At 39.6% G+C, this 25,683-nt stretch carries 22 protein-coding genes and 1 riboswitch; of the genes, 15 read left to right on the top strand and 7 right to left on the bottom strand.

The features are described from left to right. Positions 1 to 115: 115 nt before the first annotated feature. From FS458_RS16550 to FS458_RS16540, 3 genes are read right to left on the bottom strand one after another with little or no spacing between them, the layout of a single operon-like run. A complete protein-coding gene (locus tag FS458_RS16550) occupies positions 116 to 1,114 on the bottom strand; it encodes an NAD-dependent epimerase/dehydratase family protein (protein ID WP_144702714.1) in 999 nt (332 codons plus the stop codon). Positions 1,115 to 1,123: 9 nt separating this feature from the next. Next, a complete protein-coding gene (locus FS458_RS16545) occupies positions 1,124 to 2,371 on the bottom strand; it encodes an MFS transporter (protein ID WP_144702711.1) in 1,248 nt (415 codons plus the stop codon). A gap of 1 nt (position 2,372) precedes the next feature. Further along, complete coding sequence (locus FS458_RS16540; protein WP_186320592.1) at positions 2,373 to 2,969, bottom strand: ArsR/SmtB family transcription factor; 597 nt, start codon at positions 2,967 to 2,969, stop codon at positions 2,373 to 2,375. A gap of 230 nt (positions 2,970 to 3,199) precedes the next feature. Between FS458_RS16540 and FS458_RS16535 the strand changes: the two genes are divergently transcribed. The 7 genes from FS458_RS16535 (at position 3,200) to FS458_RS16505 (ending at position 11,484) form a co-directional block, all read left to right on the top strand. Next, positions 3,200 to 3,610 carry a MarR family winged helix-turn-helix transcriptional regulator gene (locus tag FS458_RS16535; RefSeq protein ID WP_186320591.1) on the top strand — a complete coding sequence of 137 codons (411 nt, stop codon included), beginning with the start codon at positions 3,200 to 3,202 and terminating at the stop codon, positions 3,608 to 3,610. 146 nt (positions 3,611 to 3,756) lie between these two features. Next, positions 3,757 to 4,908, top strand: coding sequence for a stage II sporulation protein P (gene spoIIP, locus FS458_RS16530; RefSeq protein WP_144702703.1), 1,152 nt, complete (start codon positions 3,757 to 3,759; stop codon positions 4,906 to 4,908). Positions 4,909 to 5,454: 546 nt separating this feature from the next. Further along, positions 5,455 to 6,957: a cardiolipin synthase gene (gene cls / locus FS458_RS16525; RefSeq protein WP_144702700.1), complete on the top strand. Its 1,503-nt coding sequence runs from the start codon at positions 5,455 to 5,457 to the stop codon at positions 6,955 to 6,957. Positions 6,958 to 7,064: 107 nt separating this feature from the next. Beyond that, positions 7,065 to 7,847, top strand: a complete 783-nt coding sequence (locus FS458_RS16520; RefSeq protein ID WP_144702697.1) for an undecaprenyl-diphosphate phosphatase — start codon at positions 7,065 to 7,067, stop codon at positions 7,845 to 7,847. A gap of 78 nt (positions 7,848 to 7,925) precedes the next feature. Further along, positions 7,926 to 8,081: riboswitch (cyclic di-AMP (ydaO/yuaA leader) on the top strand. Between the two features lie 139 nt (positions 8,082 to 8,220). Next, positions 8,221 to 8,877, top strand: a complete 657-nt coding sequence (locus tag FS458_RS16515; RefSeq protein WP_144702694.1) for a potassium channel family protein — start codon at positions 8,221 to 8,223, stop codon at positions 8,875 to 8,877. Between the two features lie 3 nt (positions 8,878 to 8,880). Beyond that, on the top strand, positions 8,881 to 10,233 hold the full coding sequence (locus tag FS458_RS16510) for a TrkH family potassium uptake protein (protein WP_260858714.1): 1,353 nt from the start codon (positions 8,881 to 8,883) through the stop codon (positions 10,231 to 10,233). 138 nt (positions 10,234 to 10,371) lie between these two features. Continuing rightward, positions 10,372 to 11,484, top strand: a complete 1,113-nt coding sequence (locus tag FS458_RS16505; protein ID WP_144702692.1) for a GerAB/ArcD/ProY family transporter — start codon at positions 10,372 to 10,374, stop codon at positions 11,482 to 11,484. A gap of 130 nt (positions 11,485 to 11,614) precedes the next feature. Here FS458_RS16505 and FS458_RS16500 read toward each other — a convergent pair whose 3' ends face one another. Continuing rightward, on the bottom strand, positions 11,615 to 12,073 hold the full coding sequence (locus FS458_RS16500; protein ID WP_144702689.1) for a hypothetical protein: 459 nt from the start codon (positions 12,071 to 12,073) through the stop codon (positions 11,615 to 11,617). 181 nt (positions 12,074 to 12,254) lie between these two features. On the opposite strand from FS458_RS16500, the gene hutP reads away from it, so the two are divergent. From hutP to FS458_RS16470, 6 genes are all read left to right on the top strand, one after another. After that, a complete protein-coding gene (gene hutP, locus FS458_RS16495; protein ID WP_066391539.1) occupies positions 12,255 to 12,689 on the top strand; it encodes a hut operon transcriptional regulator HutP in 435 nt (144 codons plus the stop codon). A 362-nt stretch (positions 12,690 to 13,051) separates the two neighbouring features. After that, positions 13,052 to 14,578: a histidine ammonia-lyase gene (hutH, locus tag FS458_RS16490; RefSeq protein ID WP_144702686.1), complete on the top strand. Its 1,527-nt coding sequence runs from the start codon at positions 13,052 to 13,054 to the stop codon at positions 14,576 to 14,578. Positions 14,579 to 14,594: 16 nt separating this feature from the next. Next, entirely contained in the window at positions 14,595 to 16,256 is a 1,662-nt protein-coding gene (gene hutU, locus FS458_RS16485) for a urocanate hydratase (RefSeq protein WP_144702683.1), read from the top strand. 15 nt (positions 16,257 to 16,271) lie between these two features. Then, entirely contained in the window at positions 16,272 to 17,543 is a 1,272-nt protein-coding gene (gene hutI, locus FS458_RS16480) for an imidazolonepropionase (protein WP_144702680.1), read from the top strand. Continuing rightward, positions 17,518 to 18,492, top strand: a complete 975-nt coding sequence (hutG, locus tag FS458_RS16475) for a formimidoylglutamase (protein ID WP_144702677.1) — start codon at positions 17,518 to 17,520, stop codon at positions 18,490 to 18,492. The genes hutI and hutG overlap by 26 nt, the downstream gene beginning before the upstream one ends. Then, the gene (locus FS458_RS16470) at positions 18,485 to 18,745 is read left to right on the top strand and encodes a helix-turn-helix domain-containing protein (RefSeq protein WP_066391554.1); all 261 of its coding nucleotides are present in this window, start codon (positions 18,485 to 18,487) and stop codon (positions 18,743 to 18,745) included. The genes hutG and FS458_RS16470 overlap by 8 nt, the downstream gene beginning before the upstream one ends. A gap of 104 nt (positions 18,746 to 18,849) precedes the next feature. Here the strand turns inward: FS458_RS16470 and FS458_RS16465 are convergent, their stop codons facing one another. The 3 genes from FS458_RS16465 to FS458_RS16455 all read right to left on the bottom strand — a co-directional run bounded on the left by FS458_RS16465 (position 18,850) and on the right by FS458_RS16455 (position 22,039). After that, positions 18,850 to 19,884: an acyltransferase family protein gene (locus tag FS458_RS16465; RefSeq protein ID WP_144702674.1), complete on the bottom strand. Its 1,035-nt coding sequence runs from the start codon at positions 19,882 to 19,884 to the stop codon at positions 18,850 to 18,852. A 151-nt stretch (positions 19,885 to 20,035) separates the two neighbouring features. Next, a complete protein-coding gene (ytvI, locus tag FS458_RS16460; RefSeq protein WP_066391559.1) occupies positions 20,036 to 21,070 on the bottom strand; it encodes a sporulation integral membrane protein YtvI in 1,035 nt (344 codons plus the stop codon). 156 nt (positions 21,071 to 21,226) lie between these two features. After that, complete coding sequence (locus FS458_RS16455) at positions 21,227 to 22,039, bottom strand: YihY/virulence factor BrkB family protein (protein WP_144702671.1); 813 nt, start codon at positions 22,037 to 22,039, stop codon at positions 21,227 to 21,229. Positions 22,040 to 22,582: 543 nt separating this feature from the next. Between FS458_RS16455 and FS458_RS16450 the strand changes: the two genes are divergently transcribed. Both FS458_RS16450 and FS458_RS16445 read left to right on the top strand, forming a co-directional pair. Continuing rightward, positions 22,583 to 23,284: a TerC family protein gene (locus FS458_RS16450; RefSeq protein ID WP_144702668.1), complete on the top strand. Its 702-nt coding sequence runs from the start codon at positions 22,583 to 22,585 to the stop codon at positions 23,282 to 23,284. Positions 23,285 to 23,482: 198 nt separating this feature from the next. Further along, on the top strand, positions 23,483 to 25,489 hold the full coding sequence (locus tag FS458_RS16445) for a methyl-accepting chemotaxis protein (RefSeq protein WP_186320590.1): 2,007 nt from the start codon (positions 23,483 to 23,485) through the stop codon (positions 25,487 to 25,489). The last annotated feature ends 194 nt before the right edge of the window (positions 25,490 to 25,683 follow it).

Below are 25,683 nucleotides of genomic sequence, written 5' to 3'. Positions count from 1 at the left end.
AACAGGAGAGATTTTGTATCTCACAATCATACTATATGTCCTGAGGAGTCAAATGGTATGGACAAGTGCCATGGGCATTCATGTATTTTTGAAAAATAGAAGAAATTATTTCTCTTTAGCTTAACTTTACACTTTCGTTCCATTTTTTTAGAAGCTGCTTTTCTTTATCAGGATGTAAGCCTGCTTTCCAATCATCTGGTTTTAAGTTTCGGCTTTGAGACCAATCTGCAGTATCTTTTATCGTTTCTTCTATCGGTCGAAAAATCAATCCTTTGTTTATCGCTTTAGAATCATCCGCATAATCAAGACCACGATAATCTTCACTTGATATCCAAAGTGGCAACTCAACCCATTCGCCGACGTTCTCCTTTAACAAGAAGGATTCGGCCACAGGAACGATTGTCGAGTGTTCTTGACTTCGCAAACATTTTTGAACAACCTCATTGAAGTCATACACACCTCCAACTGCTTGATAGATCCCGTTCTCCTTATTCTCAGCCATCCGTACGATCCAATTCGCTAGATCACGAACATCAATGAATCGAACGGTCGGATCTTTCATCTCAGGGATTAAAATTTCTCCGCCTCGAACACCCCTGTCTGGCCAATATGTGAAACGATCTGTGTAATCATGGGGGCCAACAATCAAACCTGGACGCACGATCAAAGCATTCTCACCGAATATCTCTAAGACCTCTTGTTCACAAGCTGCTTTAAGGGCACCGTAATGTTCACCGATCTCAGTAATGGTTGGATCAATAAGGTCAGCGGTTTGCGCTTCCTCCGTAATGTTTCGAACGGACTGATCTTCATAAACAGATACTGAAGAAATAAAGATATAGAAAGTTCCTTCTTTCTGGAGTGCTTCAGCTGATTTACGGACCTGCTTCGGAAAATAACCACACGTATCCACTACAATGTCCCAAGATTCACTCTTAAGTGAAGACAGATCAAGATCTCTGTCACCAATAATCTTATGAACGTTTTCTGCTAACCCTTTCTTTGATGTTTTCCCTCTATGAAACAAAGTCACTTCATGATGATTGTTGTTAAAAGAATCTGCTACATGTTTTCCTAAAAAACGAGTGCCGCCAATAAGTAATACTTTCATCATCTACACCGCCTATTCCATTTTTCTTAAAGCAGGAAGTTTCCACATGATCAAAAGATTAACAACAATTAAAGAGAGTGCACCTAGAGACATAATGTTTTCAATAAAAAAGCCATAAGAGATCAACATGGACGTTGCTGCAAGTGATAAAGGAGCAAGCCCCATACTTGCCATGGTTAGCAAACCCATCAATCTGCCTAGAAGATTCTTATCAACGGAAGATTGTACCGCTGAAATAAGCGGTATATTCGTTGCGGGAAACGTAATCCCAATAAAGAAAATCGTCAACATACAAGCAAAAAGGGTGGAACTTTGACTAAATAAGAAAAAGAATATGTTCATGGCGAATAAAGAAACTGTCACCATCAGTCCGCGTCTTTTCTTAACGTTTAAGATACCTATAATAACGGAGCTAATGAGCATGCCTAGAGCCATAGCACCTTCAATAAAGCTAAAATCAAGTGCAGTTCCGTCGAGCACGTTTTTCACGAAGATCGGCAAACCCATCATCAAAGGTCCGATTACGAAAACATTAAGGAAGATCGTACTAAGAAAGAGTGCTTTTAAAAAAGCGGATTGTCTTACTACATCAATGCCCTCTTTTATAGATAGCCACATGCCAGGATTTGCTGTGCTTGAACTCATGGTAGCTGGGATATTTAACATATAAGCAAGGATGGCAGAGAGCAGCAGCATCACAGCGGGTACACCGAACGAGAGTATGTATCCTCCGCTACTTGCAACAAGAAGACCTCCAATCATCGGTCCAAGTATTAACGAGCTTTGTTGGGTGGTCTGAATGACTGAATTTGCACGTGTTAATTGAGATTGGTCGACAACATTAGGCAGAAGAGATCCGTTTGCTGGCCATACAAAAGCATCAAGTGCCCCGAAAAACAAACCAAAAATGATAAAAGACAGGAGCGAGAGATGTCCTGTTGCAAGCATGATCAACAACCCGACTAACAAAAGGGTTCTTAGAAAGTTAGCGACAAACAAAATTTTCGTACGGCTGACTCGATCCGCTAGAACGCCGCCAATAGCCATGAATAAAATACGAGGAACGTTTGCTGCAATAAATACAATGCCGAGTGAGGCTTCTTTATCTAGAGTCTTTACAACATACCAACTCTGTGAGAATTGAAAGATGGCGATTGAAAAAGAAGAACAGATCGTTATCGCCCATATGAATAGGAATGAACGTTTTCTGAATAAAGACTCTGTTTCACTTTTCTGGAGTACAGCTATTGTTTCAGCCATCTTACTCTAACTCCTCTTCAGGATAAGGTGTGTCTTTCAAAGGAAAAGAGAGCATAAAGTAGTGATAGATCTCACCATCGTCACTTTCATTCTTCTTAAATTCTGAGATTAAGTCAGATATTTCTTTTGCCTTGTCATGTAACAGTTTTACTTGATCGGAAGAAAGTTTTACATGTCTATAACCAAATTTAAGAGGAGAATCTGAGTAAGCCAGTATTTCAGGATCTAATTTGCGAACCATAGATTTTGTCTTATCAAGAGAAACTAATATATTTTCTTTTAATGCATCTGAAAGTTCATCTCTTACAGCATGACGTTGATCGGGCAATATTTCGGCAATCGAAAATGAGTGAGCTACAGGTCTGTAGAACTTTTGTATAATGCCATTCTTTTCTTCTGTTCTCTCGACGTTAATTAAACCTACACGTTCAAGTTCCTTAAGGTGGTAATGAATCTTTGGTGCTGGAACTTCTAATAAGTCTGATAAGATCTTTCCTGTCTTAGCTTCCTCTAATATCTCCCATAGGATTTTGATACGCAACGGGTCAGAGATTACCTTTAATTGCTCAACTTCGCGTATATGATAAATTTCCTGCATGTTCAACACTCCTGAAACGTTCAAATATATTTGAACGTAATATATCCTATTTATATGCAAGTCGTCAACTCTTTTACACATTATTTGTAAATAATAGTTCAAATGTTATGAAAATTCTTGTATAATGTTAGTATAATATTCGCATTACAACTTAGAGGCTGGAGGTTCATAGTATGGGGAATAAGGATTTGAAGTCCTATGTGGAGAGATTGGAGAAAGTGCATTACATTGTGTCAAAGCGTTTACACCCGGAAATTGCTATAGAAAAGGAGTTAACGAAAACACAGTTTGTACTTTTGAAGACGTTGTGTATTAGAAATAAATGGACCGTTTCAAAATTGGCTGACTATATGGGTGTAAAACCAAGTGCGATAACTGTTGGTGCGGATCGTTTGTACAAGCGTGGATTTGTGAGTCGTTACCGTAGTGACTTAGACCGTCGAATTGTATATTTAGAGATTACTGACGAAGGACATGAAATTTTACGAGAGGCTGAAAGTGAGAGAGTTAATTCTATAAGCAGCTATCTTAATCACTTATCACAAGAAGAATTAGGTATTTTTATTGATATTTACGAAAAGCTTGCAAGTGGCAATCATACAGACCCAGACGAGATCGTCTTTACAACACAAACCAGTTGAGGAACTGGTTTTTTTTGTGCCTTAGAAAGTATTAGTAAAATGAGTCGTAGAGAAGTTCTCTATTATTTTTTCATAGATTGGATTCTATTTAAATTCTTCACTGCATAGGATGTGATAGAAACGTCAACAGAAGTGGAGGGCTATACATGTTTACCCCGCAATTGAATATGAAGCGTTTACCTTTATTACTTGCAGGCGCCATGCTATTTATTGTTGTAGCCACTAGCTTTATCACATCCTTTGAGCACAAATATCGGCTAAGTTCATCAACCATGCATAAGTGGTTAACGGAATTTTCAGGTGAAGCACTTGTGTATTTCATAGGTTGGGAAAATCGATATTTTACGCAGGAGCTTCCAAAAGAAAGTGAACCGCCGGCTTTATCGAGTGTTTTGTTCGAATTGACTACAAGCATAAAGCCTGGTGATATCCGGAGTCTATTAGGAAACGAACTTCCAGGTTTTGCGCTCTATGATTCAACGATCATTGTTGCTGGAGAAGGAACAGATTACACAAACCTTGCTTACGAATCTCCGCCGCCGATGGAACTCCTCTTAAGTGGAGAAGATGCAGAAGTTCAAGATATCGAACGTTTGGAAGATCCGGATCCTTCTGATTCAGAGAATCCGCCAGGTCAAACAACGAGTGGAAAGAAAATCGCATATATCTATCATTCGCACAGTTGGGAATCATTTCTGCCTCACTTAAAAGGAGTTACGAATCCCGATCATGCTATTCATTCTAAAGTAAACATCACAATGGTAGGGAAAAAACTCGGTGAGGAATTAGAGGCGAGAGGAATTGGAACATCCGTCGATATGACAAACATGACGGAGCTTTTGAGGAAGAATAACACAGACTATAGAAAGAGCTATCCGATGTCACGAACACTGGTTCAAAGTGCGATGGCGAGCAACAAAGATATTGATTTAATCTTTGATCTGCATCGAGATTCAATGAGAGGAAAGTCTACAACAACAGAAATCAATGGGAAGTCATACGCACGTACGTTATTCGTTATCGGTAAAGCGAATCCTAATTTTGAGAATAACCAAAAAGCAGCGCAAGAGATCAACGCGATCTTAGATAAAAAATACCCTGGTTTAAGCCGCGGGGTCATCGGAAAAAATAAAACTCAGGGAAATGGGGTTTATAATCAAGACCTTTCTGATCATGCTCTGCTCATTGAGTTTGGCGGAGTGGATAACAACATGGATGAGTTGTACAGAAGTGCTGAAGCAGTTGCTGAAGCAGTTGCTGAATACTATTGGAAAGAAAATGGAGCGAAAGCTGAATAATGTTGAAAGGCTCTAGAGGTGGTGATAACCTCTGGAGCTTTTTTATATGTTTCTAATTTTGCTTAAAATTAATGTGGATAGTAAAAATAGGAGAGTGGACAGTAAATCTACAAAAGTGGACAGTAAATTAGCGAAAGTGGACAGTAAAACTCAAAAAGTGGACAGTATTTTCGTAAAAGTCGACAGTAAGTGCCATAGAGGAGTCTGTGCATGGGCGCCGTTTTCCTGTTAATGACGATAATTTGTCCAATTGACTAGTGAATCTGTCCGATTTGAAGATTAATCTGTCGGATTGGTCACATAATCTGTCCAATTCAAAATTCACCACCGATTGGCCCCGTAAATTTCTGAAGCGTCTGTATAACAATCCAATGCGTACAAAAAAACCGTTTCGAATGATTAAAACAATACTTAATTTCATAACAGTCGTCAAATCTGCAAACCCTATAAAAAAATGGTATAAAAAGAGAGAATCCCTTTGTTTTATTTATAAGGGGAAGGGAATAAAAGAGAGAAAAGAGAAGATTGGTAAAAAGGAGCACGTGCATGAAACGAATATGGGAATTCTTCCTCACACTATTATTACTTGTCTGTTTATACATCGTTTTCTTTGCAGAAGGATATGTAGTAATCAAAACGGTTTTTGGGCTCCTTTACATCGCAGTGATTCTTTATACGATTTATTCGCTTATGCTTGAGAACAGAACAGCTCAACATACACTTCTATGGATTTATGTATTGATTCTGTTTCCGTTTATCGGTTATATGTTCTATCTGTACTCGGGTCAGCTTTATCTAAAAGGTCATCTATTTAAATCTAAAAGAAAAAAAGACAGGGACGAATGGATCCGAGTAGCTAAACAAGAAGAAAAACCAGACTTTAGTGATTTGAAAAGGCATCAGCAGTGTTTTGCAACACACGCTCACCACATTACCCTAACGCGATTAAACAGAAAAACAAGTTCAAAAATTTTAAAGAATGGCCAAGAGACGTTTCCTGAAATCTTTGCGAGACTAGAAGAAGCCAAGGAGTATATACATATTCAGTATTATATCTTTCGTTCAGATCGCCTTGGCAAAGACATTATTGACCTTTTAATAAAAAAAGCCAATGAAGGTGTAAAAGTTAGATTTTTGTTTGATGGAATAGGAAGTCTTTCTCTTCAGCAATATGACATCGACAGAATGAAAAAAGCAGGAATCTTAGTGGAAGCATTCCTACCTGTTCGATATGGCTTTTTTAATCAGAAACTTAATTTCAGAAACCATCGGAAGATTATAATAATCGATGGAAAGGTTGGATTTGTTGGAGGCTTGAATGTAGGCGTCGAATATTTAGGAGAAGATCCTGAAATTGGTTTCTGGCGCGATACACATATGGTTATGGAAGGAGAAGCTGTTCAAGTTCTTCATGCGATCTTCTTAATGGATTGGGAATATGTTTGTGGAGAAGATCTATTAGAAGATAATCACCTTACAACCGCATACCCTGCTGAAGGAGACGGAACCGTTCATGTTGTAGCAAGTGGTCCGGACACCCAGCTTGGGATCATGAGTGATCTATTCTATTCTTTGATCTCATGTGCAGAGAAATCCATCTGGATCGCAACGCCATATTTTGTTCCAAATGAAGCGATTAGAACGGCATTGAGAGTGGCAGCAAAAAAAGGAGTACAGGTTCGATTACTGGTTCCTGAGATCAACGATGGATTCTTGACGCAATATGCGACGCGCTCCTATTTTCCAGAGCTTTTGCGTGCAGGAATAGAGATCTATTCCTACAAAAAAGGATTCCTCCATCAAAAGGTAATCATTATCGATGGTGATACTGCTTCGATCGGTACTGCCAATATGGACATGAGAAGTTTTCACCTTAACTTTGAAGTGAACGTGTTCTTACTGAATACAGCATCTGTTCATGATCTTGTAGTGCAATACGAAGAAGATATGGTGGAATCTGTAAAAGTGAAGCCTGTTGAATTTTACAAAAGAGGTTTGTGGGAACGGACAAAAGAATCGTTTGCTCGTCTGTTCTCTGGTGTTCTCTAATCTCAGCTGGTTGCCTGATATGGCTATAACGCAATAAAAAAACAAGAATAGAAAATCCCCCTCAGGAATAGGTTGTACGAGACCGTGTTAGGTGAGGGGGATTTTTTATGGAGTGGCTTGAGGCATTAATATTGGGCATTGTGCAAGGAGTAACAGAATTTTTACCTGTAAGTTCTACTGGTCATCTGTTGCTTGGCAGGCAAGTGTTTCAGCTAGAAGAAGCCGGATTGTTTCTTGATAGCATGCTTCACATTGGAACACTTATTGCCGTGATGACGGTGTATTGGAGAGAAATTCTGGAAGTCATAAAAAGACCCTTCAGCAAAACGGGAGTTCTGCTTATCGCTGGAACGATTCCAACCGCTATTATAGGACTAGCATTTAAAGATTTTTTTGAAGATATCTCAAAAACGGGAATCACTGTTGGATGGGAGTTTCTCATTACAGGTTTTTTGCTTTGGTGGGCTGATTCATATAAACGCAATGGATACAAAGGAATAGAGGATATTTCAATACGAGATGCACTTGTGATCGGAACGTTTCAAGGAGCAGCGATTCTTCCAGCTATTTCACGATCAGGTCTAACGATTGCAGCAGCTCTCTTTTGTAAGATCGATAAAAAAGCTGCTGCTTATTTTTCATTCCTACTATCTATTCCATCTATTGCGGGTGGTGTTGTCTTACAATCAAAAGATCTATTTACTGGGGCACATCCGCCGATCTCTTATTCAGCATTATTAATCGGTACTTTAGCGTCAGCTCTGTTTGGATATGTGGCAGTAAAGTGGATGATTAAACTTCTTCAAACCGGCACGTTAAAAGGATTTGCTATTTATGTGTGGTTGATTGGAATCGTTGTATTAATCCTTCAATTTTCAGGCAAAATGTAAAGTATTTGTTAACACGTAAAAAATGGATTGACATTTAAAAGAGAGAGGATTACAGTATATGTAATTCGAAATTTAGCAGGCTTTAGATCGCTGAATTTACAGTTATTTTTATAGTTAAACTACTGTAAAACGGGGGAACCAATCTTTTGGGGTGAATTTTGCTCTATTTGCAAAAAGGGATACTCCATTCCCTAATCCGACAGCTAACCCCGTAAGCGTCATGTCACTGGAGAGGTCAATTTGGTGGAAAACCGGACCCGCTTTTTTGTGTGGTCTTTTTTTGCGTTTTTTTACTTAAATTTGTAAGCCTCTTAACCAGCAAGGCTAGAAAACAACGAAGTAAAAACTTCATGGATTTTAAGGGGAGACCATAATGAAAAAACAATTTGCAGTTATTGGGCTAGGACGTTTTGGTGGCAGCATCTGTCGAGAATTTGCCACGATGGGCTATGATGTTTTAGCTATAGATAAAGATATGGAAAGAGTAAATGAGTTTGCTACCATAGCGACTCAAGCTGTTCAAGCAAACTCTACTGATGAGAACGTGATGAAGTCGTTAGGAATTCGTAATTTTACTCAAGTCATCGTATCGATCGGAGAAGACATTCAAGCGAGCATTCTAACCACTTTACTTCTAAAAGAAGCAGGCGTTCAAAAAGTTTGGGTTAAAGCACAAAATGACTATCATCATAAAGTGTTGGAAAAGCTAGGAGCAGACCGTATTATCCATCCAGAACGTGATATGGCGCTGCGCGTTGCCCAACTTATTTCTTCTGAAAAGATTATAGATTTTATCGAGCTATCACATGAACACAGTATTGTAGAAATAGGTGTAACAGATAAGCTCGTAAACCGGACCTTAACAGATCTTGATGTTCGTGCACGCTATGGATGTAATATCGTGGCTATCAAACGTGGAGATGAGATTCTCGTTTCACCGATCGCTGATGTATCTCTTCAATATGGAGATATACTTGTCGTGATCGGTCGGAACGAAGATCTAAACCGATTTGAGGATGAGGAAGTGTAAGCCTTGGCACTACATGTCAGAAAGCATAAACGTTTTTTGCATAACCCAATTAAATTGAACCCTCCTCAGTTTTTAGCGTTGCTATTTTTATTTCTCATTTTTGTTGGCATGTGTTTGTTAAAGCTCCCTGTTGCTCATGAAGAAACGTTATCTTGGGTAGATGCATTTTTTATTGCTACTTCAGCAGCAACAGTAACAGGCTTAGCTACAGTTGATCCTGGCTCTACGTTTACCTTGTTTGGTGAGATCGTTATCTTGTTTTTAATCCAAATCGGAGGACTTGGGGTCATGTCATTTGCGTCACTCGTCGTTATTATGATGGGAAGAAAAATTTCTATCAAACAACGTGTATTGATGCAAGAAGCACTAAACCAGCCTTCTATTGGCGGAGTAATTCGATTAGTTCGGAATCTCTTTATATTTTCAATCGGTATTCAGATCATTGCCATTTTCTTGTTATCATTAAGACTTGTGCCGGATTTAGGTGTGAGCAAAGGGATTTATTACAGCATATTCCACGTCATATCGGCTTATAATAATGCTGGTTTCTCCCTCTGGTCTGATGGTTTGATGGGTTATGTAGGAGATCCGATGATGAACCTTGTCATTTCGTTTCTCATTATAACGGGTGGAATAGGGTTTACAGTATTAGTCGATATATGGGTAAGCCGCCGGTGGAAAACACTCTCACTGCATTCTAAAGTGATGTTGCTATCAACATTGATAATCAATGTTGTTGCGATCTTGTTTTTCTATCTTTTTGAGTTCAACAATCCTAAGACGATTGGAATGCTTTCAGGGGCGGAACAATTTTGGGCTTCTTACTTCCAAGGGATTTCACCAAGAACAGCAGGATTTAACTCGATTGATATGACGGCGATCAATCCAGATACATCTCTATTGATGATTCTACTGATGTTTGTTGGAGCGGGGAGTACTTCAACTGGTGGAGGAATCAAGCTGACAACGTTTGTCGTCATTATCTTTACGGTTGCAGCATTCTTAAAAGGTAAAGATGATACAGTGCTTATGAAAAGAACCATTCGAAATGCAGTGGTATACAGGGCTCTTGCGATCACAACCATATCTATCCTGTTCATTTTTGCCGCATTATTTATTATCACATATGTTCAGAAAGATACTTCATTCATGGTGATCGTGTTTGAAGTTGTGTCTGCCTTTGGAACAGTTGGATTAAGTATGGGTCTGACCCCAGATCTAACAGTCATCGGGAAAATTGTAATCTGTGTGGTAATGGTTTTCGGTAAATTAGGACCGTTAACACTGGCGTTCAGTCTTGCTAAACAAACAAAAGATAATATTAGATATCCAGATGGTGAAGTGTTCACTGGGTAAAAAAGAGGCTAATGCGATGAAGGAATTTCCTTCATTCTGCATTAGCTTTTTTGGTTATTTATGGGTTAATTGACTTCCTCTTGGGAAAGCTAAACAAGATTTCATTGCTACTTTAAAGAGAGAGGAAGAGAGACCGTTATGCAAAAAATTAAAGAAGCTTTTCTCGTTTCTCCATTTCTTGTCTTTTTCCTCGTTCATTCTGAACAAGTAGGGGTAGGGGTTCTTGGGTATCAGCGGATCATTGCTAAATACGCAGGTTATGATTCTTGGATTTCCGTTATAATCGCTGCTGTTTTTGTACATATTTTAATCTGGATGATCTATTACGTACTTGATAATGGCGATGGAGATATTGTGACCACACATAAAACGTTGTTTGGTGGTTTTCTAGGCAATCTATTCAACCTATTTTTGCTTCTCTATTTTCTGCTTTGGTCGATTACTGTACTAAGAACGTATATTGAAGTCATACAAGTATGGATGTTTCCTACATTAAGTACATGGAAGATCGCTGCAGTGTTCCTTGTATTAACGTACTACGTCGTTTCTTCCGGTTTTAGAACGGTGGCGGGAATCTGCTTTTTAGGGGTGGTTATTCCATTAGGATTGATTGTTTTATTAGTGTATCCACTGGAATTTACTCATTTTTCAAATCTTCTGCCTGTATTTGATGAAAGTATCAAGGATTACATGTCAGCTACGAAAAATATGATGTTGAGCTATCTTGGTTTTGAAACACTTCTTGTTTTTTATCCGTTTATCAAAAATGCAAAGCGTTCTCAAAAGTTTGCCCATCATGCTAATCTTTTTACATTTATGATGTACTTGCTAGTCACTTTGTTTTCGTTTGCCTTCTTTAGCGAGGAGCAACTATCTAGAAATATTTGGGCAACACTATCTATGGTGAAAATCGTTCAAGTTTCCTTTGTAGAACGCTTTGATTTCGTATTTGTCTCCATATGGTGTTTAGTGATTCTGCCTAATATTGCACTGGCGATTTGGTGTTCGAGCCGGGTAGCCAAGTTGATGCTGAACATTCGTCATCATATCACACTCATCGTTATGCTAGTCTTAGTATTAGCAGCTTGCTACTATTTGGACACGCGTCTTAAGATTAACATGTTAAACAACTACACGAACAAGATCGGATTTTATTTAGCCATCAGTTATATTCCACTTCTATTTATAATGACTTACATTAAAAAACACTTTAAGAAAAATAATGAAGAACAGGCTTCATCTACTACATGATCCATTTAAGTAAAAAAACTGACTGTTAACTTCCTTCATCTGTTCAATACATAAAGGAACTAGCAGTCAGTTTTTTGTATTTTTCGTATTCAGTGTTGCTTTTGAAAATAGTTGGTTTTAAGTTACAGATTTAAGCTTGAAGAAGCATAGTTAGACGCGTTTTATGCTTTTCGCGCTGTGAATCATCGGATGTGTTGTGCCAATTCTGCAGAGTCTCGTTGATCAATTGTGTGACCATATGCTTTGTCCAGACTACATATGCACCATACGTATCACCTTTAAAAAAGGAAGAAAGCATATTATTATCAGGACCGAAGAAGAAACCGAGCTGATCATGAATGAGCGTGGCCTCATCCATCGAAAAAGGCATAATTTTATCTGAAAGGGTAAATTGATATGAATTGTTTTCTTTTTTAATAAATGCGATCGCGTATACCTGTCCTTCAGGAAGAAAACCTTTTGTAGTAGGTAAGAGAAGTAACGGATTATGTCCTTTGTCATAAGCGATAAAAAAGTCATTCACATCTTCCTCGAACTGTGGTGTGCGTGACATTGAAGCAAGTGCAATTTCTTTTTGTACGTTTAACATGTAACAACCCTCATTCCGTTATATTTCTTACTATCATTCTTACCGCTAGTTTGATAGATTATACGTGTCATTTTCTTTACTAAACTGCTGTGATAAGTTGTTGAAAGGGAATTGACGGACAAATTGTAAACGCATACACTAGAGATAGTTATTAGCCGTTAGAGAAAGAGTGATTCATGCAATGGCATTATCAAATGAACGTTTGATCGGAAAGATGGCCATGTTAGGGGTATTAGATGAAAGTTATCTGCCTGAAATCGAGAAATTGGGCTGGAAGTATTGCGTAGGCAAAGCCGGTTCAATGGATTCACAAAAGGTAGTAGCTGCCATTGAAACAGCGGCCAAAAGTGAAAATATAATTCAAACTGGGATTTATCGTGAAACACATTCGTTATATCATGCCATCATGGAAGCTTTTCATGGGGTGACAAGGGGACAGGTTCAGCTTGGAACCGTTCTTAGGACTGTAGGTTTACGATTCATTGTTGTCCGAGGTAATCCGTATGAGAAGAAAGAAGAAGGGGACTGGATCGCAGTCGCTCTCTATGGAACGATTGGTGCTCCTGTAAAAGGATTAGAGCATGAGGCGATCGGTCTAGGAATCAATCATATTTAAATAGTGCCCATAGTAACTAGTGATGAGGGGGCGTATTCGAAAGAGTTTTCTTTCGGGTGCGCTCTTTTTGTATGTGATGTAAGTCTTTATTAAAGCAGTACTTGTTGCTTTTGAAAGTGGTTGACTTCCGTTCCAGATACTCGCTTTCCGTGGGGCAGGCGGTGAGCCACATTCGGACGTTTTACTCTTAAGTGTCTCACCTGCCCACCTGTCCCACAGGAGTCTCGCATCTTACACTCCAATCAACTGCTCAATGAAGTTTTCTAAGGCACAATTTTCGCAGTTGTAAAAAAAACACGCACTTTGCACTTTTAACGAAGAAGAATAATAAAGAAAAGAACCTTAATAAAAGAGGGATGAAGATGATTACATTAACAGGTAATACGCTTTCCATTGAAGAGCTCAAGCGGATTCTGCACGATAACGAACCAGTAAAAGCTTGCCCGCTTAGCATGAAGAAAGTAGCAGATAGTCGGAAAGCGGTTGAGGAGATCGTAGCTGCAGGTAAAGTCGTATACGGAATCACTACGGGCTTCGGAAAATTCAGCGATGTTTTTATTTCTAGAGACGATGTAGAAACGCTTCAGATCAATCTGATCCGCAGTCATGCGTGCGGCATAGGAGATCCTTTCCCAGAGACGATCTCCCGCTTGATGCTGATCTTGCGTGCCAATGCACTTCTAAAAGGGTTATCTGGAATTCGCCCAGTCGTAATCGAAAGGTTGCTAGAGTTAGTCGAAAAGAATGTGCATCCTGTTGTTCCTCAACAAGGATCACTTGGCGCGAGTGGAGATCTTGCTCCGCTTTCTCACCTAGCACTTGTGTTAGTAGGTGAGGGAGAAGCGTATTACAAAGGAGAACGTATTCCTGGCCAAGAAGCTTTAAAGAGAGCGGGCATTGAACCTGTCGTATTGACCGCGAAAGAGGGGCTTGCCTTGATCAATGGAACGCAAGCCATGACAGCACAAGGAATTGCTGCCTATATAGAAGCGGAACGTATCGGACTCATGGCAGATGCGATTGCAGCGCTTACCACAGAAAGTTTACGAGGCATAACAGATGCGTTTGATGAGGATGTTCATCTTGCTCGAGGATATCAAGAGCAGGTAGCTGTTGCAAAGCGTTTAAGAGAATATTTAGAAGGCAGCCAGCTTACAACGATGCAAGGAGAGATCCGGGTCCAGGATGCTTACTCCTTAAGATGCATCCCTCAAGTTCATGGTGCCTCGTGGCAAGTACTTGGGTATGTAAAAGAAAAGCTTGAGATCGAAATGAATGCTGCAACGGATAACCCACTGATATTTGATGGAGGAAACAAAATCATATCAGGCGGGAATTTTCATGGTCAGCCTATCGCTTTTGCTATGGATTTCTTAAAACTTGCAGCAGCAGAATGGGCAAATATTTCTGAACGAAGGATCGAACGGATGGTCAATCCTCAATTAAGTGACTTGCCAGGTTTCTTAAGTCCGAATCCAGGGCTTGAGTCTGGTGCGATGATCATGCAATATGCAGCTGCATCACTCGTTTCAGAAAATAAAACATTGGCACATCCTGCAAGTGTTGATTCAATACCTTCTTCTGCCAATCAAGAAGATCATGTAAGTATGGGAACTATCGCTTCTAGGCATGCGGCTCAAATTATTGCGAATGCAAGGCGTGTTCTTGCAGTCGAGTTAATCTGTGCGATGCAAGCAGCAGATTTTAGAGGTCCAGAAAAATTAGCACCTAAAACAAAGAGAGTATATGAACAAGGAAGAATCGTTTGTCCTACAATACAATGTGACCGCATGTTCCACCGAGATATGGAAGCTGTTGCTTCATGGATTCTTGATACATCGTGGAATGACATCTTAATCGGATCAAAAATTCAAAAGTTAGCACATTAAAAGGAGGTATTTTTACATGTCAAACGTAAAACATTCTATATCAGCTGCTAGAGGTACAAAATTATCAGCAAAAGGGTGGGTTCAAGAAGCGGCTATCCGAATGCTGATGAACAACTTAGATGGGGAAGTGGCGGAGAATCCTGATGAACTAGTCGTTTATGGTGGTATCGGCAAAGCTGCCCGCAACTGGGACTCTTATCATAAGATCATAGAAACATTAGAGCGTTTAGAGAATGACGAAACTCTTCTTGTGCAATCTGGAAAGCCAGTCGCTGTATTTAAATCACACAGAGATGCTCCACGTGTTTTACTTGCGAACTCCAACCTTGTTCCTGCATGGGCAAATTGGGATACATTCCGTGATCTTGAAAAAAGAGGGCTGATGATGTACGGCCAGATGACAGCAGGAAGCTGGATCTATATCGGCACACAAGGCATCCTGCAAGGTACTTACGAGACGTTTGCAGAAGCTGCCCGCAAACATTTTAACGGATCACTAAAAGGAACGATTACACTCACAGCAGGTCTTGGAGGTATGGGTGGGGCACAACCTCTAGCAGTAACGATGAATGATGGTGTTGTGATTGCGATCGATGTAGACGAAACAAGAATCCAACGCCGCTTAGACACGAGATACTTAGATAAAATGACAACGAGTTTAGACGAAGCATTAAGCATGGCAAAAGAATACGCGGCAAAAGGTGAGCCACTATCGATCGGTCTTTTAGGAAACGCTGCTGAGCTTTTACCAAAAATGATTGAGATGGGAGAGATTCCGGATCTTGTTACGGATCAGACATCTGCACATGACCCGTTACATGGGTATTTACCAGTAGGTTTCTCTATGGAAGATGGGGCAGAACTTCGTAAACGTCATCCTGAGCAATATATCGAAAAATCGAAGCAATCAATGGCGATTCACGTTCAGGCTATGCTTGAGATGCAAAAGAAGGGTTCCGTTGTATTTGATTATGGAAATAACATCAGACAAGTTGCGCTTGATGAAGGAGTTACAAACGCTTTCGATTTCCCTGGGTTCGTTCCAGCGTTTATTCGACCGCTGTTCTGTGAAGGAAAAGGACCTTTTAGATGGGTAGCGTTATCGGGAGATCCAGAAGATATCAGAAAAACAGATGAAGTGATATTACGAGAGTTTAGTGATAACGAGCACCTCTGCAAATGGATCAAGATGGCTCAAGACAAAGTACAGTTTCAAGGTCTTCCTTCCCGCATCTGTTGGTTAGGGTATGGTGAACGTGCGAAGTTTGGAAAAATTATTAACGAAATGGTAGCTAGCGGCGAATTGTCAGCACCAATCGTGATCGGCCGTGATCACTTGGATTGCGGGTCAGTTGCTTCACCAAACCGTGAAACAGAAGGAATGTTGGATGGCAGTGATGCGATTGCAGACTGGCCGATTTTAAACGCGATGATCAATGCGGTAAATGGTGCAAGCTGGGTATCTGTGCACCATGGCGGCGGTGTTGGGATGGGTTATTCTCTTCATGCTGGAATGGTCGTTGTAGCAGATGGAACAGAAGAAGCTGCTCATCGTCTTGAGCGTGTACTAACGAGTGATCCTGGAATGGGAATCGTAAGGCATGCTGATGCAGGTTATGACCTAGCGATTGAAACTGCGAAAGAAAAAGGCGTAGATCTGCCGATGATCGAGAACTAAAAAGGGGTGTGACGAATGCTAGATACATTGATTATTGCTGGACAGGTGATTGTTCCAAAAAGTAATGGAGCTGCGCTTCGAGGTACACAGATGAATGAACTCTCCATCATCGATAACGGAGCTGTTGGTATAAAAGATGGAGTGATTGCGTTTATAGGAACTGTCGATGAAGCGGCTCAGTTACAAGCAAAAGAAACGATTAAGGCAGAAGGCAAACTGTTATCACCAGGCTTAGTGGACCCTCATACACATTTAGTGTTTGGGGGATCACGAGAGCATGAACTCGCTTTGAAACAACAAGGAGTTCCTTATTTAGAAATTTTAGCTCAAGGCGGAGGAATTCATTCAACGGTCAAAGCAACACGTGAAACAGCTGAAGATGCTCTCTATAAAAAGGGAATGTTCCATTTAAACAGGTGTTTAACATATGGTGTTACGACTATGGAAGCAAAGAGTGGGTACGGATTGGATAAAGAGACTGAACTAAAACAGCTGAGAGTAGCAAAACAGCTGAATGAAACTCACCCGATCGATCTTGTTTCAACTTTTTTGGGAGCTCATGCTATTCCTGAAAATTATAAAGGAAGACCAGATGCCTTTTTAGAAGAGATGCTTTCCTTGTTAAGCATAATCTCAAAAGAGGGTCTGGCCGAGTTTGTAGATATTTTCTGTGAAACTGGTGTGTTTACGGTAGAACAGTCTAAAGTCTTTCTTCAAAAAGCGAAAACAGCAGGATTCGGTGTGAAAATTCATGCGGATGAGATCGATCCTCTCGGTGGAACGGAGATGGCTTGCGAGATTGGAGCGGTTTCTGCTGATCACTTAGTTGGAGCGAGTAAAGAAGGCGTTCGTATGCTAGGGGAATCCGAAACGATCGCAGTCCTTCTTCCAGGAACAACGTTTTATTTAGGAAAAGATCACTTTGCTCCAGCACGAGAAATGATCTCAAACGGCGCAGCAGTTGCACTTTCGACTGATTTTAACCCTGGAAGTTCACCTACAGAAAATCTGCAGTTTATTATGACACTCGCTGCATTAAAGCTGAAGATGACACCAGAAGAAATTTGGAATGCTGTAACGGTCAACGCAGCATATGCGATTGGACGCGGTGATGTTGCAGGTAGTTTAGAAATAGGAAGAAGAGCAGATCTTGTTCTGTGGGATGTACCAAACTATAAGTATATTCCATATCACTATGGTGTGAACCACGTTAACAAAGTGTGGAAGAACGGTAAGTTAGTAGTTGGAAAGGGAGATATTCATGCAAACTATACCCTTTCTACGTAAATCGGGTGAGGCGCCCTTTACTGACAGAGGGATAAAAAAGGCAGGTCAACTTTTGAAGCCTTGGTCAGGAGATGAAGTGAGAGGGGTAGCGATAGCTGGTGCTCCTCTCTCGAAGACTTCTATTTCGCATTCAGGTGCACATCTCACACCACAGACCGTCCGTACGATGATGCATTCGTTTTCCACATATAGCATTGAAGAAGAAAGTGATCTTTGGGATCACAGCATTACAGATTTTGGGGATATTGAGATGCATGTAACAGATCTCTTTACTTCACAATCTAGAATACATTCGGTCTTAAAAGATATTGGAGCTCAGCATAGCGAAGCATGTGTAATTACGCTTGGTGGCGATCATTCTGTTTCTGCTGCAGCGATCAAAGCTTTTCAAGAAACGAGAGGACGTGTTGGCATCATCCAGTTCGATGCACATTTTGATCTCCGTAATACGGAGGACGGTGGTCCATCAAACGGTACGCCGTTTCGCCAACTCATAGAGAATGGAGTGATTACAGGCGATCAACTTGTTCAGATTGGTATTCGAGATTTCTCAAATGGGAAACTTTATCATGAATATGCAAAGGACCATGGAGTAACGGTTCATACGATGGGTGATGTAAAAAGAAACGGAATGCTTTCTTTGTTACAAAAATCAGTTGACCAGTTAAAACAGACAACAGATAACATATATATTTCTCTCGACATGGATGTTTTAGACCAGGCTTTTGCTCCAGGTTGTCCTGCGATCGGTCCAGGTGGATTAGACAGTGACTCGTTAATTGAAGGGATTCAGTATCTTGCAAAAGAGCCTTATGTTAAAGGGATGGACATCGTGGAAATTGATCCAACCTTAGATTTCCGCAACATGACGAGCCGGTTAGCAGCGTACATCATCTTACAATTCACGCTGTTTTATTCAGGAAGAAAGGGAGGTTTAATAAATGAGTGAGTTCGGAAAGTTTATTGAATTGTCTAGAAATCAAAAGGGCTTGAGCAAATCAGAGCTTGCAAGACGATTAAGCATCACTCCTCAATACATGGCAGATATTGAAAAAGGAAGAATGATTCCATCTGAAGAAAAGATCGAAAAATTAGTCAAGACATTAGAGTTAAACGAAAAAGAAGCATTTAAACTAGCGGACAAGCTTCCGTTACGTGTGTTAGCAGAGGCAAAACAACATTATTATAAACAAGGTTCCTAAAATTTTATTAAAACCTACGCACTCTTTCTATTTATTTCATTCTTATTGAAACGAAAAAACACCGCTAGCCATTTCGGCTTTGCGGTGTTTCTTCCTTATAAGAATTAACTCTCTCTAGGCTGAGAGGATTTTGGTTTTAATATTTTCTTAAGCTTAGACCAACGCAACTCAATAAACGGCTGTGCTAGTGCGATTACGGGTTTGCTTGCTAAAAATAGCGTTACAATAACAGCTAGGAAGAGGAGCATAAAGTATGCGCCGTTTTCCTCAATAGACGCGAACAGATCTGTTGTAAATAAGTATTTCAACACAAATCCATGCAACAGATAGATATATAATGTGCGTTCTCCAAATTCGGTGAAGAACATTCGTCTGCGCGGAAGAAGTGCTAAAAAGCTGAAGGTTGCCGCAAACATGACACCATACATAGCAAGACGTACAATACCACCATACCAATCGTTGTATCCTAGGATTTCCGAGTAGGAAGATGACGAGAGAAGCCATTCTTTTGTACCGTTTGGAAAAATAAAATGATAGGTAATAAACAGTACCACTAAGAAAGCAGCTGAGACAATTTTGGCTCTCGGACGTAATATCTTTTTGAAGTCTCTCTTTTCAAGCAGATGTCCAAGCAAGAAAACAGGGAAAAAGACAAATGTTCGAAGGAGACTCAAAAATGTACCAATGTCATGAATATAACCTACTGCTACTCCTATACCAATAGCAAGGAGAAGCGGGTATTTCATTTTCACAAAGACTTTTAAAAGGATGTTCCAGAAAACCAAACTTAATAAGAACCAAAGTGTCCAGTGTGGAGAAAAGAAGTCTAATTTTACTTCACTTTTACCGTATAAGTCATAATAGAAAAAGCTGTAGATTAACTGGAATACCAAATAAGGAATCAGCACTTTTTTAAATATTTTTGGAAGATAGCCATCACGCCACACACCTTTTGTAAAGAATCCTGCTATTAATATAAATGCAGGCATGTGAAAGGTATATATAAAGTTGTAAATCGTGTAAAGCCACTCATTTTGACTTTTTATCGGGGAAATAAAGTGCCCGAACACGACGAGAAAAATTAAAATAAACTTAGCGTTGTCGAAATAATAATCGCGTTCTTTTGTAGCAGTACTCATCGATATTCCTCCAATAATTATTCACCTTATAAAGTATTCGTATGAATTTCTCATTTTTTTTACTTATTTTCTATAATTCCCAACATTGCAGGTGTTTCTAACCTATAAATAGAAAAAAACGTGTTTCCTATTACAGGAAACACGTTTTTCGTTAGAAATCGATCTTAATTTTGATAAACCCTGCACTTCTCAAAGCTTCATAGATGATGACGATAGCAGGACCGACGATCAATCCGATAAAGCCTAGAAGCTGGAATCCAATATATAAGGAAACAAGAGCTGCTAGTGCAGATATACCAAGACTTGACCCGAGTATTTTCGGTTCGATAATTCTTCGAACGATCGTGATGACTCCAAACATGATCAGCAGTCCGAATGCAAGATGATCATTGTTATTGATAAAGAAGGAATAAGCCGCCCATGGGACAAGGAATGATCCTGTTCCGAGGATTGGAAGGATATCTACAATAACGATCAAAAGAGCGAGAATAACTGCGTACTCAACATCTAAAATCATGAGTCCGATCAATGCCAATGCGTATGTAACAACACTTAAGATGATCTGAGCTCTAAAGAACCCTACTGTTGCTCTAGACAGTTGACTAAAGACCAATTCAACCTTTTCGCGGGCTGCTGTTGTAAATAGGTTAAGAAACTCAGCATACAGTCGCGGAAGATCCAGTGAAAATAAGAAAACGGCAACTACATAGATAATAAAATAGATCAACAATCCCGGTATGGCTGTGATCAGTCCTAATATACCCGAAGTTAAGTTCTTTGCTGTTTCAACGCCATAATCCTTTAAACCTACTAATCCCTCTTCAAGCGTTCTCACCACTTCAGGAGGTAAGCTAGCATAAAAGTTTTCCATTTCATAAAACGTATTCTCTGCTACTTCGAACAGATGAACAGAATAGGATGGAAGAACGGTAATAAACTCGATAACCTGAATAACAAGTGTTGTTGTAAGCCAGTAAGAGAAAATACCTAGTCCCGCAAGATACAAGATAAAAGTAGCAGTGACGGCCAATAATCGTCTACCTTTAAATAGTCTAATAAACAATTTTACTACTGGTTCTAGCATTATAGCAGTAAGCAATGCGAGAAGGAGAGGTATACTGTAAAAGACAAAGATGACGATTCCGGCAAGCAAAATGAGTAATAAGATTAAGTTTTTTACAGTCATTTTCCAGCCCCGATCTCCGAAATTTTAGCCGGTCAGTAATTTTCATTACTATCCATTATGACCGGAAAAAAAGATGTTAATTCTTTATATATACACAATGATGTTACGATAATGTGAAAATGTCAATCACAGAAAGTGAAGTTTTCAAAAATCTTCTTATTTTCTTAATTCCCTCTTTAATGCGAGTATCGCGTTCAACTGTCCGCCAGCGATTAAGATCATCGCAGATAGATAGAACCACACCATTAATGTTAATAATGCGCCTAAATTTCCGTATATCTGTCCGTAGTCAAAAATAAGAACGTATGAAGAAAATAAATAAGAAAATAGATGCCAGCCTGCTGTCGAGAAAATAGCCCCGGGCCACACGTTTCTAAACGTCAATCTTACATTTGGAGCAAAACGGTAAAGAGCCGAGAAGATGGAGAGAAGCACTGAGAAACCAATAAGATAACGTGCTGTTTCCCATATGTGCCAGACGGGATGAGAGAATCCTGTTCGTTCAAATATGTAAATCCCGATGGTCCTTCCAAAGACCGGTAAAAGGAGAGCAGTTATAACTGCGATCACAAGACCGAACGTAAGGAACATACCTAAAATGAGTTCTTTTATAAAAGGTCGGCTTTCTTCGACCTGGTAAGCTTGGTTGAAAACCCGGATGATTGCGTGCGTACCGATTGTCGCTAACCAAATCATGATGATTAATGAAACAGATAATACATCTCCTCTATGCTCGTCCAATACCGCCACTAGATTATACTCTAATAAAGCATATGCTTCTTCTGGTGCGATAGACTGAAAAAGTGATAGGACATAAGCAGAAGAAATAGGCAAAAAGCTAAGGATCGTAAAGATGAGAAAAACAAAAGGAAACAGAGAAACTAGGAAGTAATAAGCTAGCTGTGCAGAAAGATCAAATACTTTATCTTGAAAGAAACGGTGAAACCACTGTTTCATAAACCAACGCACGAGGACACCCCCAATAAATGGATCTTATCAATCTATCCTGCATTATTCCCTTAATAAAAAAAAAGAACGCTTTTTTTGAAACAAAACGTTCACTCAATCGTATCAGTGATGTGAAGTTACAAGGTAACTGCATTTCTAAGCAAGTTACCGTTGCCTTGTTGAGCAACGAGGGCATCTACAAACAACGATTAAGGGAGAGGTTGTTGGTGTAGGTTGAGGCTGAATGAAAGGAAAACAACAAGGATGAATGTCTCGGCAAAATAAAGGAACACCACAAAAGTTTACACAGGATTGGCATCTAACTTTACATCCGCATGAACATGAACGCATAAAAAACACCCCCTTTGCTCTTATTATATGTAGAAATGGATAAGCCTGGCAGGGCATAACGTGTTCGTAATTACTCATTTTTTTTATCTTTGTCACCTTTTCTAAAAGATTATTGCTATCATGCCTTTGTTCTACTTTGGTAGTTGATTGGATGGAACGAAAAATCAACTGCTTTTTAAAAACAACAGATGTTTTACAGGGAGGATTTTTTGAATGGATTTTTTAACACCAGATTTTTGGTCGGCCTTATTGGCGATCGTTGTTATCGACTTAGTATTAGCTGGGGATAACGCAATTGTAATCGGCTTGGCAGCTAGAAACTTGCCAAAGGAAAATCAGAAGAAAGTAATCATCTGGGGAACAGTAGGAGCGATCGTGATTCGTGCAGCAGCTACGCTTGCGGTTGTATGGCTGCTGCAGATTCCAGGCTTGCTGCTTGCAGGTGGATTAATTCTTGTCGTTATCGCTTATAAGCTTATGATCGAAGAAAAAGATCATGAAATTGAAGCTCAAAATAGTTTCTGGGCAGCTATTCGGACAATTATTATTGCTGATGCGGTAATGGGGCTTGATAACGTTCTTGCCGTTGCAGGTGCAGCACATGGCGATTTCTTACTGGTAGTAATCGGATTATTAATCTCAGTCCCTATTGTTGTTTGGGGAAGTACATTGTTCCTAAAGGTTATTGATAAATACCCATTCATCATCACTATTGGAGCCGGTGTCCTTGCTTGGACGGCTTCTAAGATGATCGTCGGAGAAAAATTCATGGCTCCTTATTTCGAAAATGGATTTGTGAAATATGGATTTGAAGTTCTTGTGGTACTTCTTGTACTAGGATTAGGTACACTGAAGAAAAGAAAAATCGCTCAAGAGAGAGCATCTGAAAAAGTCCTTGCTAGAAAAGAAGCTTAGAAAGCCGCCTTGTGCGGTTTTTTTTTGTGGCTATCTTTATGAAATGATTACTATTGTTAGGTAAAAAGTACTTGTTTCGAAAAGTTTTAATATGAAAATGATTCTTTTGTACCTGTTTAGATCTATTTCTTAAATCATTTATAACTAGATGTCGATATGTAGGTAAGGGGTTTTAGATGATAAATGGGGGTTAAACAGATGTTTAAAAGAATTCAAACGAAGATCATGCTTTCTGTAAGTATTCTAGTTGCCATTACACTCTTATCTGTATCGCTATTTTCTTATTTTCAAACCAAACAACAGCTTGTAAGGAACAGCAACGAACAAGCAACAAGTCTTTCAAGCGAAGTTAAAGCCTCAACAGAGCTGTATTTGAAATCATATGGAGATACAATCGATCGATACAGCCAGGACAGCAGACTTATCAACTATTTAAAAACAGTAAAAACGAATGAAACAAAGGGTTTGAATGAAGTTTGGCCGATAGTAGATCAAGACTTCAAACACTTTTTGGATCTTAATAAAAACGTTGCAGTCTTATACATAGGCGCAGAGACAAAACAGTTCAAAACGACTCCTAAACTTGAGCTGCCAGATGGATTTGATCCAACGGAACGTCCTTGGTATCAAACGGCTAAACAAACACCAGAGAAAATAATGTGGACAGAACCGTACGAAGATGCTAGTTCAGGTGAATATGTTGTAACGGTTACAAAACCGGTGTTAGACCCTGCAACAGATGAGGTTCTTGGTGTAGTTGGTCTTGACTTAAATCTTGGTGGATTAACGAGCATGATTAACAAAACGAAAGTCAGCTATAAAGGATATCCAGTGCTTTTTGATCCGAAAGGTATGGCACTCGTTCATCCGACACAACAAGGTAAAAACTTAAGTAAAGAGACATTTATTAAAGAGATATACAAAAATGAAAAAGGAAACGTTTCCTATACTTATCAAAGTAAAGACCGAGAACTCTATTACACGACGATAGACGGCACGAACTGGAAGCTCGGTTTTGTCTACGATCAAAAAGAGTTGCTAAAAGATGCTGAAGAGCTTTTAAACATGATACTTATCTTTACATCTGTCGCAGTAATCGTGGCGTTAGGTGTAACTTATATGTTAGCAAAAAGTATCTCTAAACCGATTACTAGATTACAAGCACAAGTACAAAAAGTTGCAGAAGGCGACCTTACAATATCTGTTGAAGCTAAGTCTAAAGACGAAGTGGGGACACTCACTCATCATTTTAACGCTATGGTAGAAAACATGCGTGGACTTATAACATCTGTCAGTCATTCTGTTGTAACGGTTAATGAATCTACCTCTAATTTGAGTGCCGTGTCAGAAGAAACGATTGCTGCAAGTGAAGAAGTTTCAAGAGCAGTCAGAGAGATTGCTTCTGGAGCTACCACACAAGCAGAAGATGCCGATGAAACAAACCGTCGAACGATGGACTTATCACTACAGATTGAGAAAGTAAATGAACAAGCAGAAGAGATGACCCGACTGTCTTTATTAGCTGAAGCAGCTAATAAGAAAGGAATCTCACAAATGGACGTGTTGCGTGAAAAAACGGGTGAAAGTAACCAAGTTCTGAAAAACATTGAATCTGTTATTTCTGGACTAGCTGTTAAAGTAGAAGAGATTGAGCAAGTGATTCAATCGATTACAGAGATTTCGAATCAGACTAATCTACTAGCGTTGAATGCAAGTATTGAAGCTGCTAGAGCAGGTGAGAGCGGGCGAGGTTTTGCGGTGGTTGCTGATGAAGTACGAAAGTTAGCAGAACAATCGGCTGTTGCTGCAGATAAAGTACGTAAAACGATCTCAGGGATTGGTGAAGAGTCTGAGCGAGCTGTACACGAGATGGCATACACAAAAAAAATCGCTCACGATCAAAATGTGACCGTTACGGATACCGAATCAGCATTTAATGATATCTCAGGAACTATGGCTGATATGGTGAGATCAATCGAGCAGATTACGAGTGAAGTAGAAATGATAAACAACTATAAAGAGGAAGTAGTAGCATCCATTCAAAGTATCGCCGCAGTAGCTGAACAATCTGCAGCAGCGAGTGAAGAAGTTAGCGCATCTTCTGAAGAGCAAGTACGGGCACTATCCACAGTTTCTCAGTCGGCCGAAGAATTGAACGATGCTTCACAAGCGCTGACTGAAATGATCAAACACTTCAAGATCTAGTATAAGTTGCAAATGGATAGATTATGATGTCGAATGGCTAGATTATCTTCTCAATTGGACAGATTATCATCTGAATCGGACAGATACTTGAGTCAATCAGACAGATTAACTGCTAGAACGGATAGATTACCTTCGACAGTCTAGAAAGAAGTCACATAAAAAAGGAAACCGACTTTGCGGTTTCCTTTTTCATT

Source organism: Fictibacillus phosphorivorans (assembly GCF_007673525.1).
GTDB lineage: Bacteria > Bacillota > Bacilli > Bacillales > Fictibacillaceae > Fictibacillus > Fictibacillus phosphorivorans_C.
This window is presented reverse-complemented; position numbering and strand designations above follow the sequence as displayed.

Bases quoted from the DNA above. Each gene is read 5' to 3' on its own strand.
- FS458_RS16550 (WP_144702714.1), bottom strand. From the start codon at position 1,114: ATGATGAAAGTATTACTTATTGGCGGCACTCGTTTTTTAGGAAAACAT.
- FS458_RS16545 (WP_144702711.1), bottom strand. From the start codon at position 2,371: ATGGCTGAAACAATAGCTGTACTCCAGAAAAGTGAAACAGAGTCTTTA.
- FS458_RS16540 (WP_186320592.1), bottom strand. From the start codon at position 2,969: ATGCAGGAAATTTATCATATACGCGAAGTTGAGCAATTAAAGGTAATC.
- spoIIP (WP_144702703.1), top strand. From the start codon at position 3,757: ATGTTTACCCCGCAATTGAATATGAAGCGTTTACCTTTATTACTTGCA.
- cls (WP_144702700.1), top strand. From the start codon at position 5,455: ATGAAACGAATATGGGAATTCTTCCTCACACTATTATTACTTGTCTGT.
- FS458_RS16520 (WP_144702697.1), top strand. From the start codon at position 7,065: ATGGAGTGGCTTGAGGCATTAATATTGGGCATTGTGCAAGGAGTAACA.
- FS458_RS16515 (WP_144702694.1), top strand. From the start codon at position 8,221: ATGAAAAAACAATTTGCAGTTATTGGGCTAGGACGTTTTGGTGGCAGC.
- FS458_RS16505 (WP_144702692.1), top strand. From the start codon at position 10,372: ATGCAAAAAATTAAAGAAGCTTTTCTCGTTTCTCCATTTCTTGTCTTT.
- FS458_RS16500 (WP_144702689.1), bottom strand. From the start codon at position 12,073: ATGTTAAACGTACAAAAAGAAATTGCACTTGCTTCAATGTCACGCACA.
- hutP (WP_066391539.1), top strand. From the start codon at position 12,255: ATGGCATTATCAAATGAACGTTTGATCGGAAAGATGGCCATGTTAGGG.
- hutH (WP_144702686.1), top strand. From the start codon at position 13,052: ATGATTACATTAACAGGTAATACGCTTTCCATTGAAGAGCTCAAGCGG.
- hutU (WP_144702683.1), top strand. From the start codon at position 14,595: ATGTCAAACGTAAAACATTCTATATCAGCTGCTAGAGGTACAAAATTA.
- hutI (WP_144702680.1), top strand. From the start codon at position 16,272: ATGCTAGATACATTGATTATTGCTGGACAGGTGATTGTTCCAAAAAGT.
- hutG (WP_144702677.1), top strand. From the start codon at position 17,518: ATGCAAACTATACCCTTTCTACGTAAATCGGGTGAGGCGCCCTTTACT.
- FS458_RS16470 (WP_066391554.1), top strand. From the start codon at position 18,485: ATGAGTGAGTTCGGAAAGTTTATTGAATTGTCTAGAAATCAAAAGGGC.
- FS458_RS16465 (WP_144702674.1), bottom strand. From the start codon at position 19,884: ATGAGTACTGCTACAAAAGAACGCGATTATTATTTCGACAACGCTAAG.
- ytvI (WP_066391559.1), bottom strand. From the start codon at position 21,070: ATGACTGTAAAAAACTTAATCTTATTACTCATTTTGCTTGCCGGAATC.
- FS458_RS16450 (WP_144702668.1), top strand. From the start codon at position 22,583: ATGGATTTTTTAACACCAGATTTTTGGTCGGCCTTATTGGCGATCGTT.
- FS458_RS16445 (WP_186320590.1), top strand. From the start codon at position 23,483: ATGTTTAAAAGAATTCAAACGAAGATCATGCTTTCTGTAAGTATTCTA.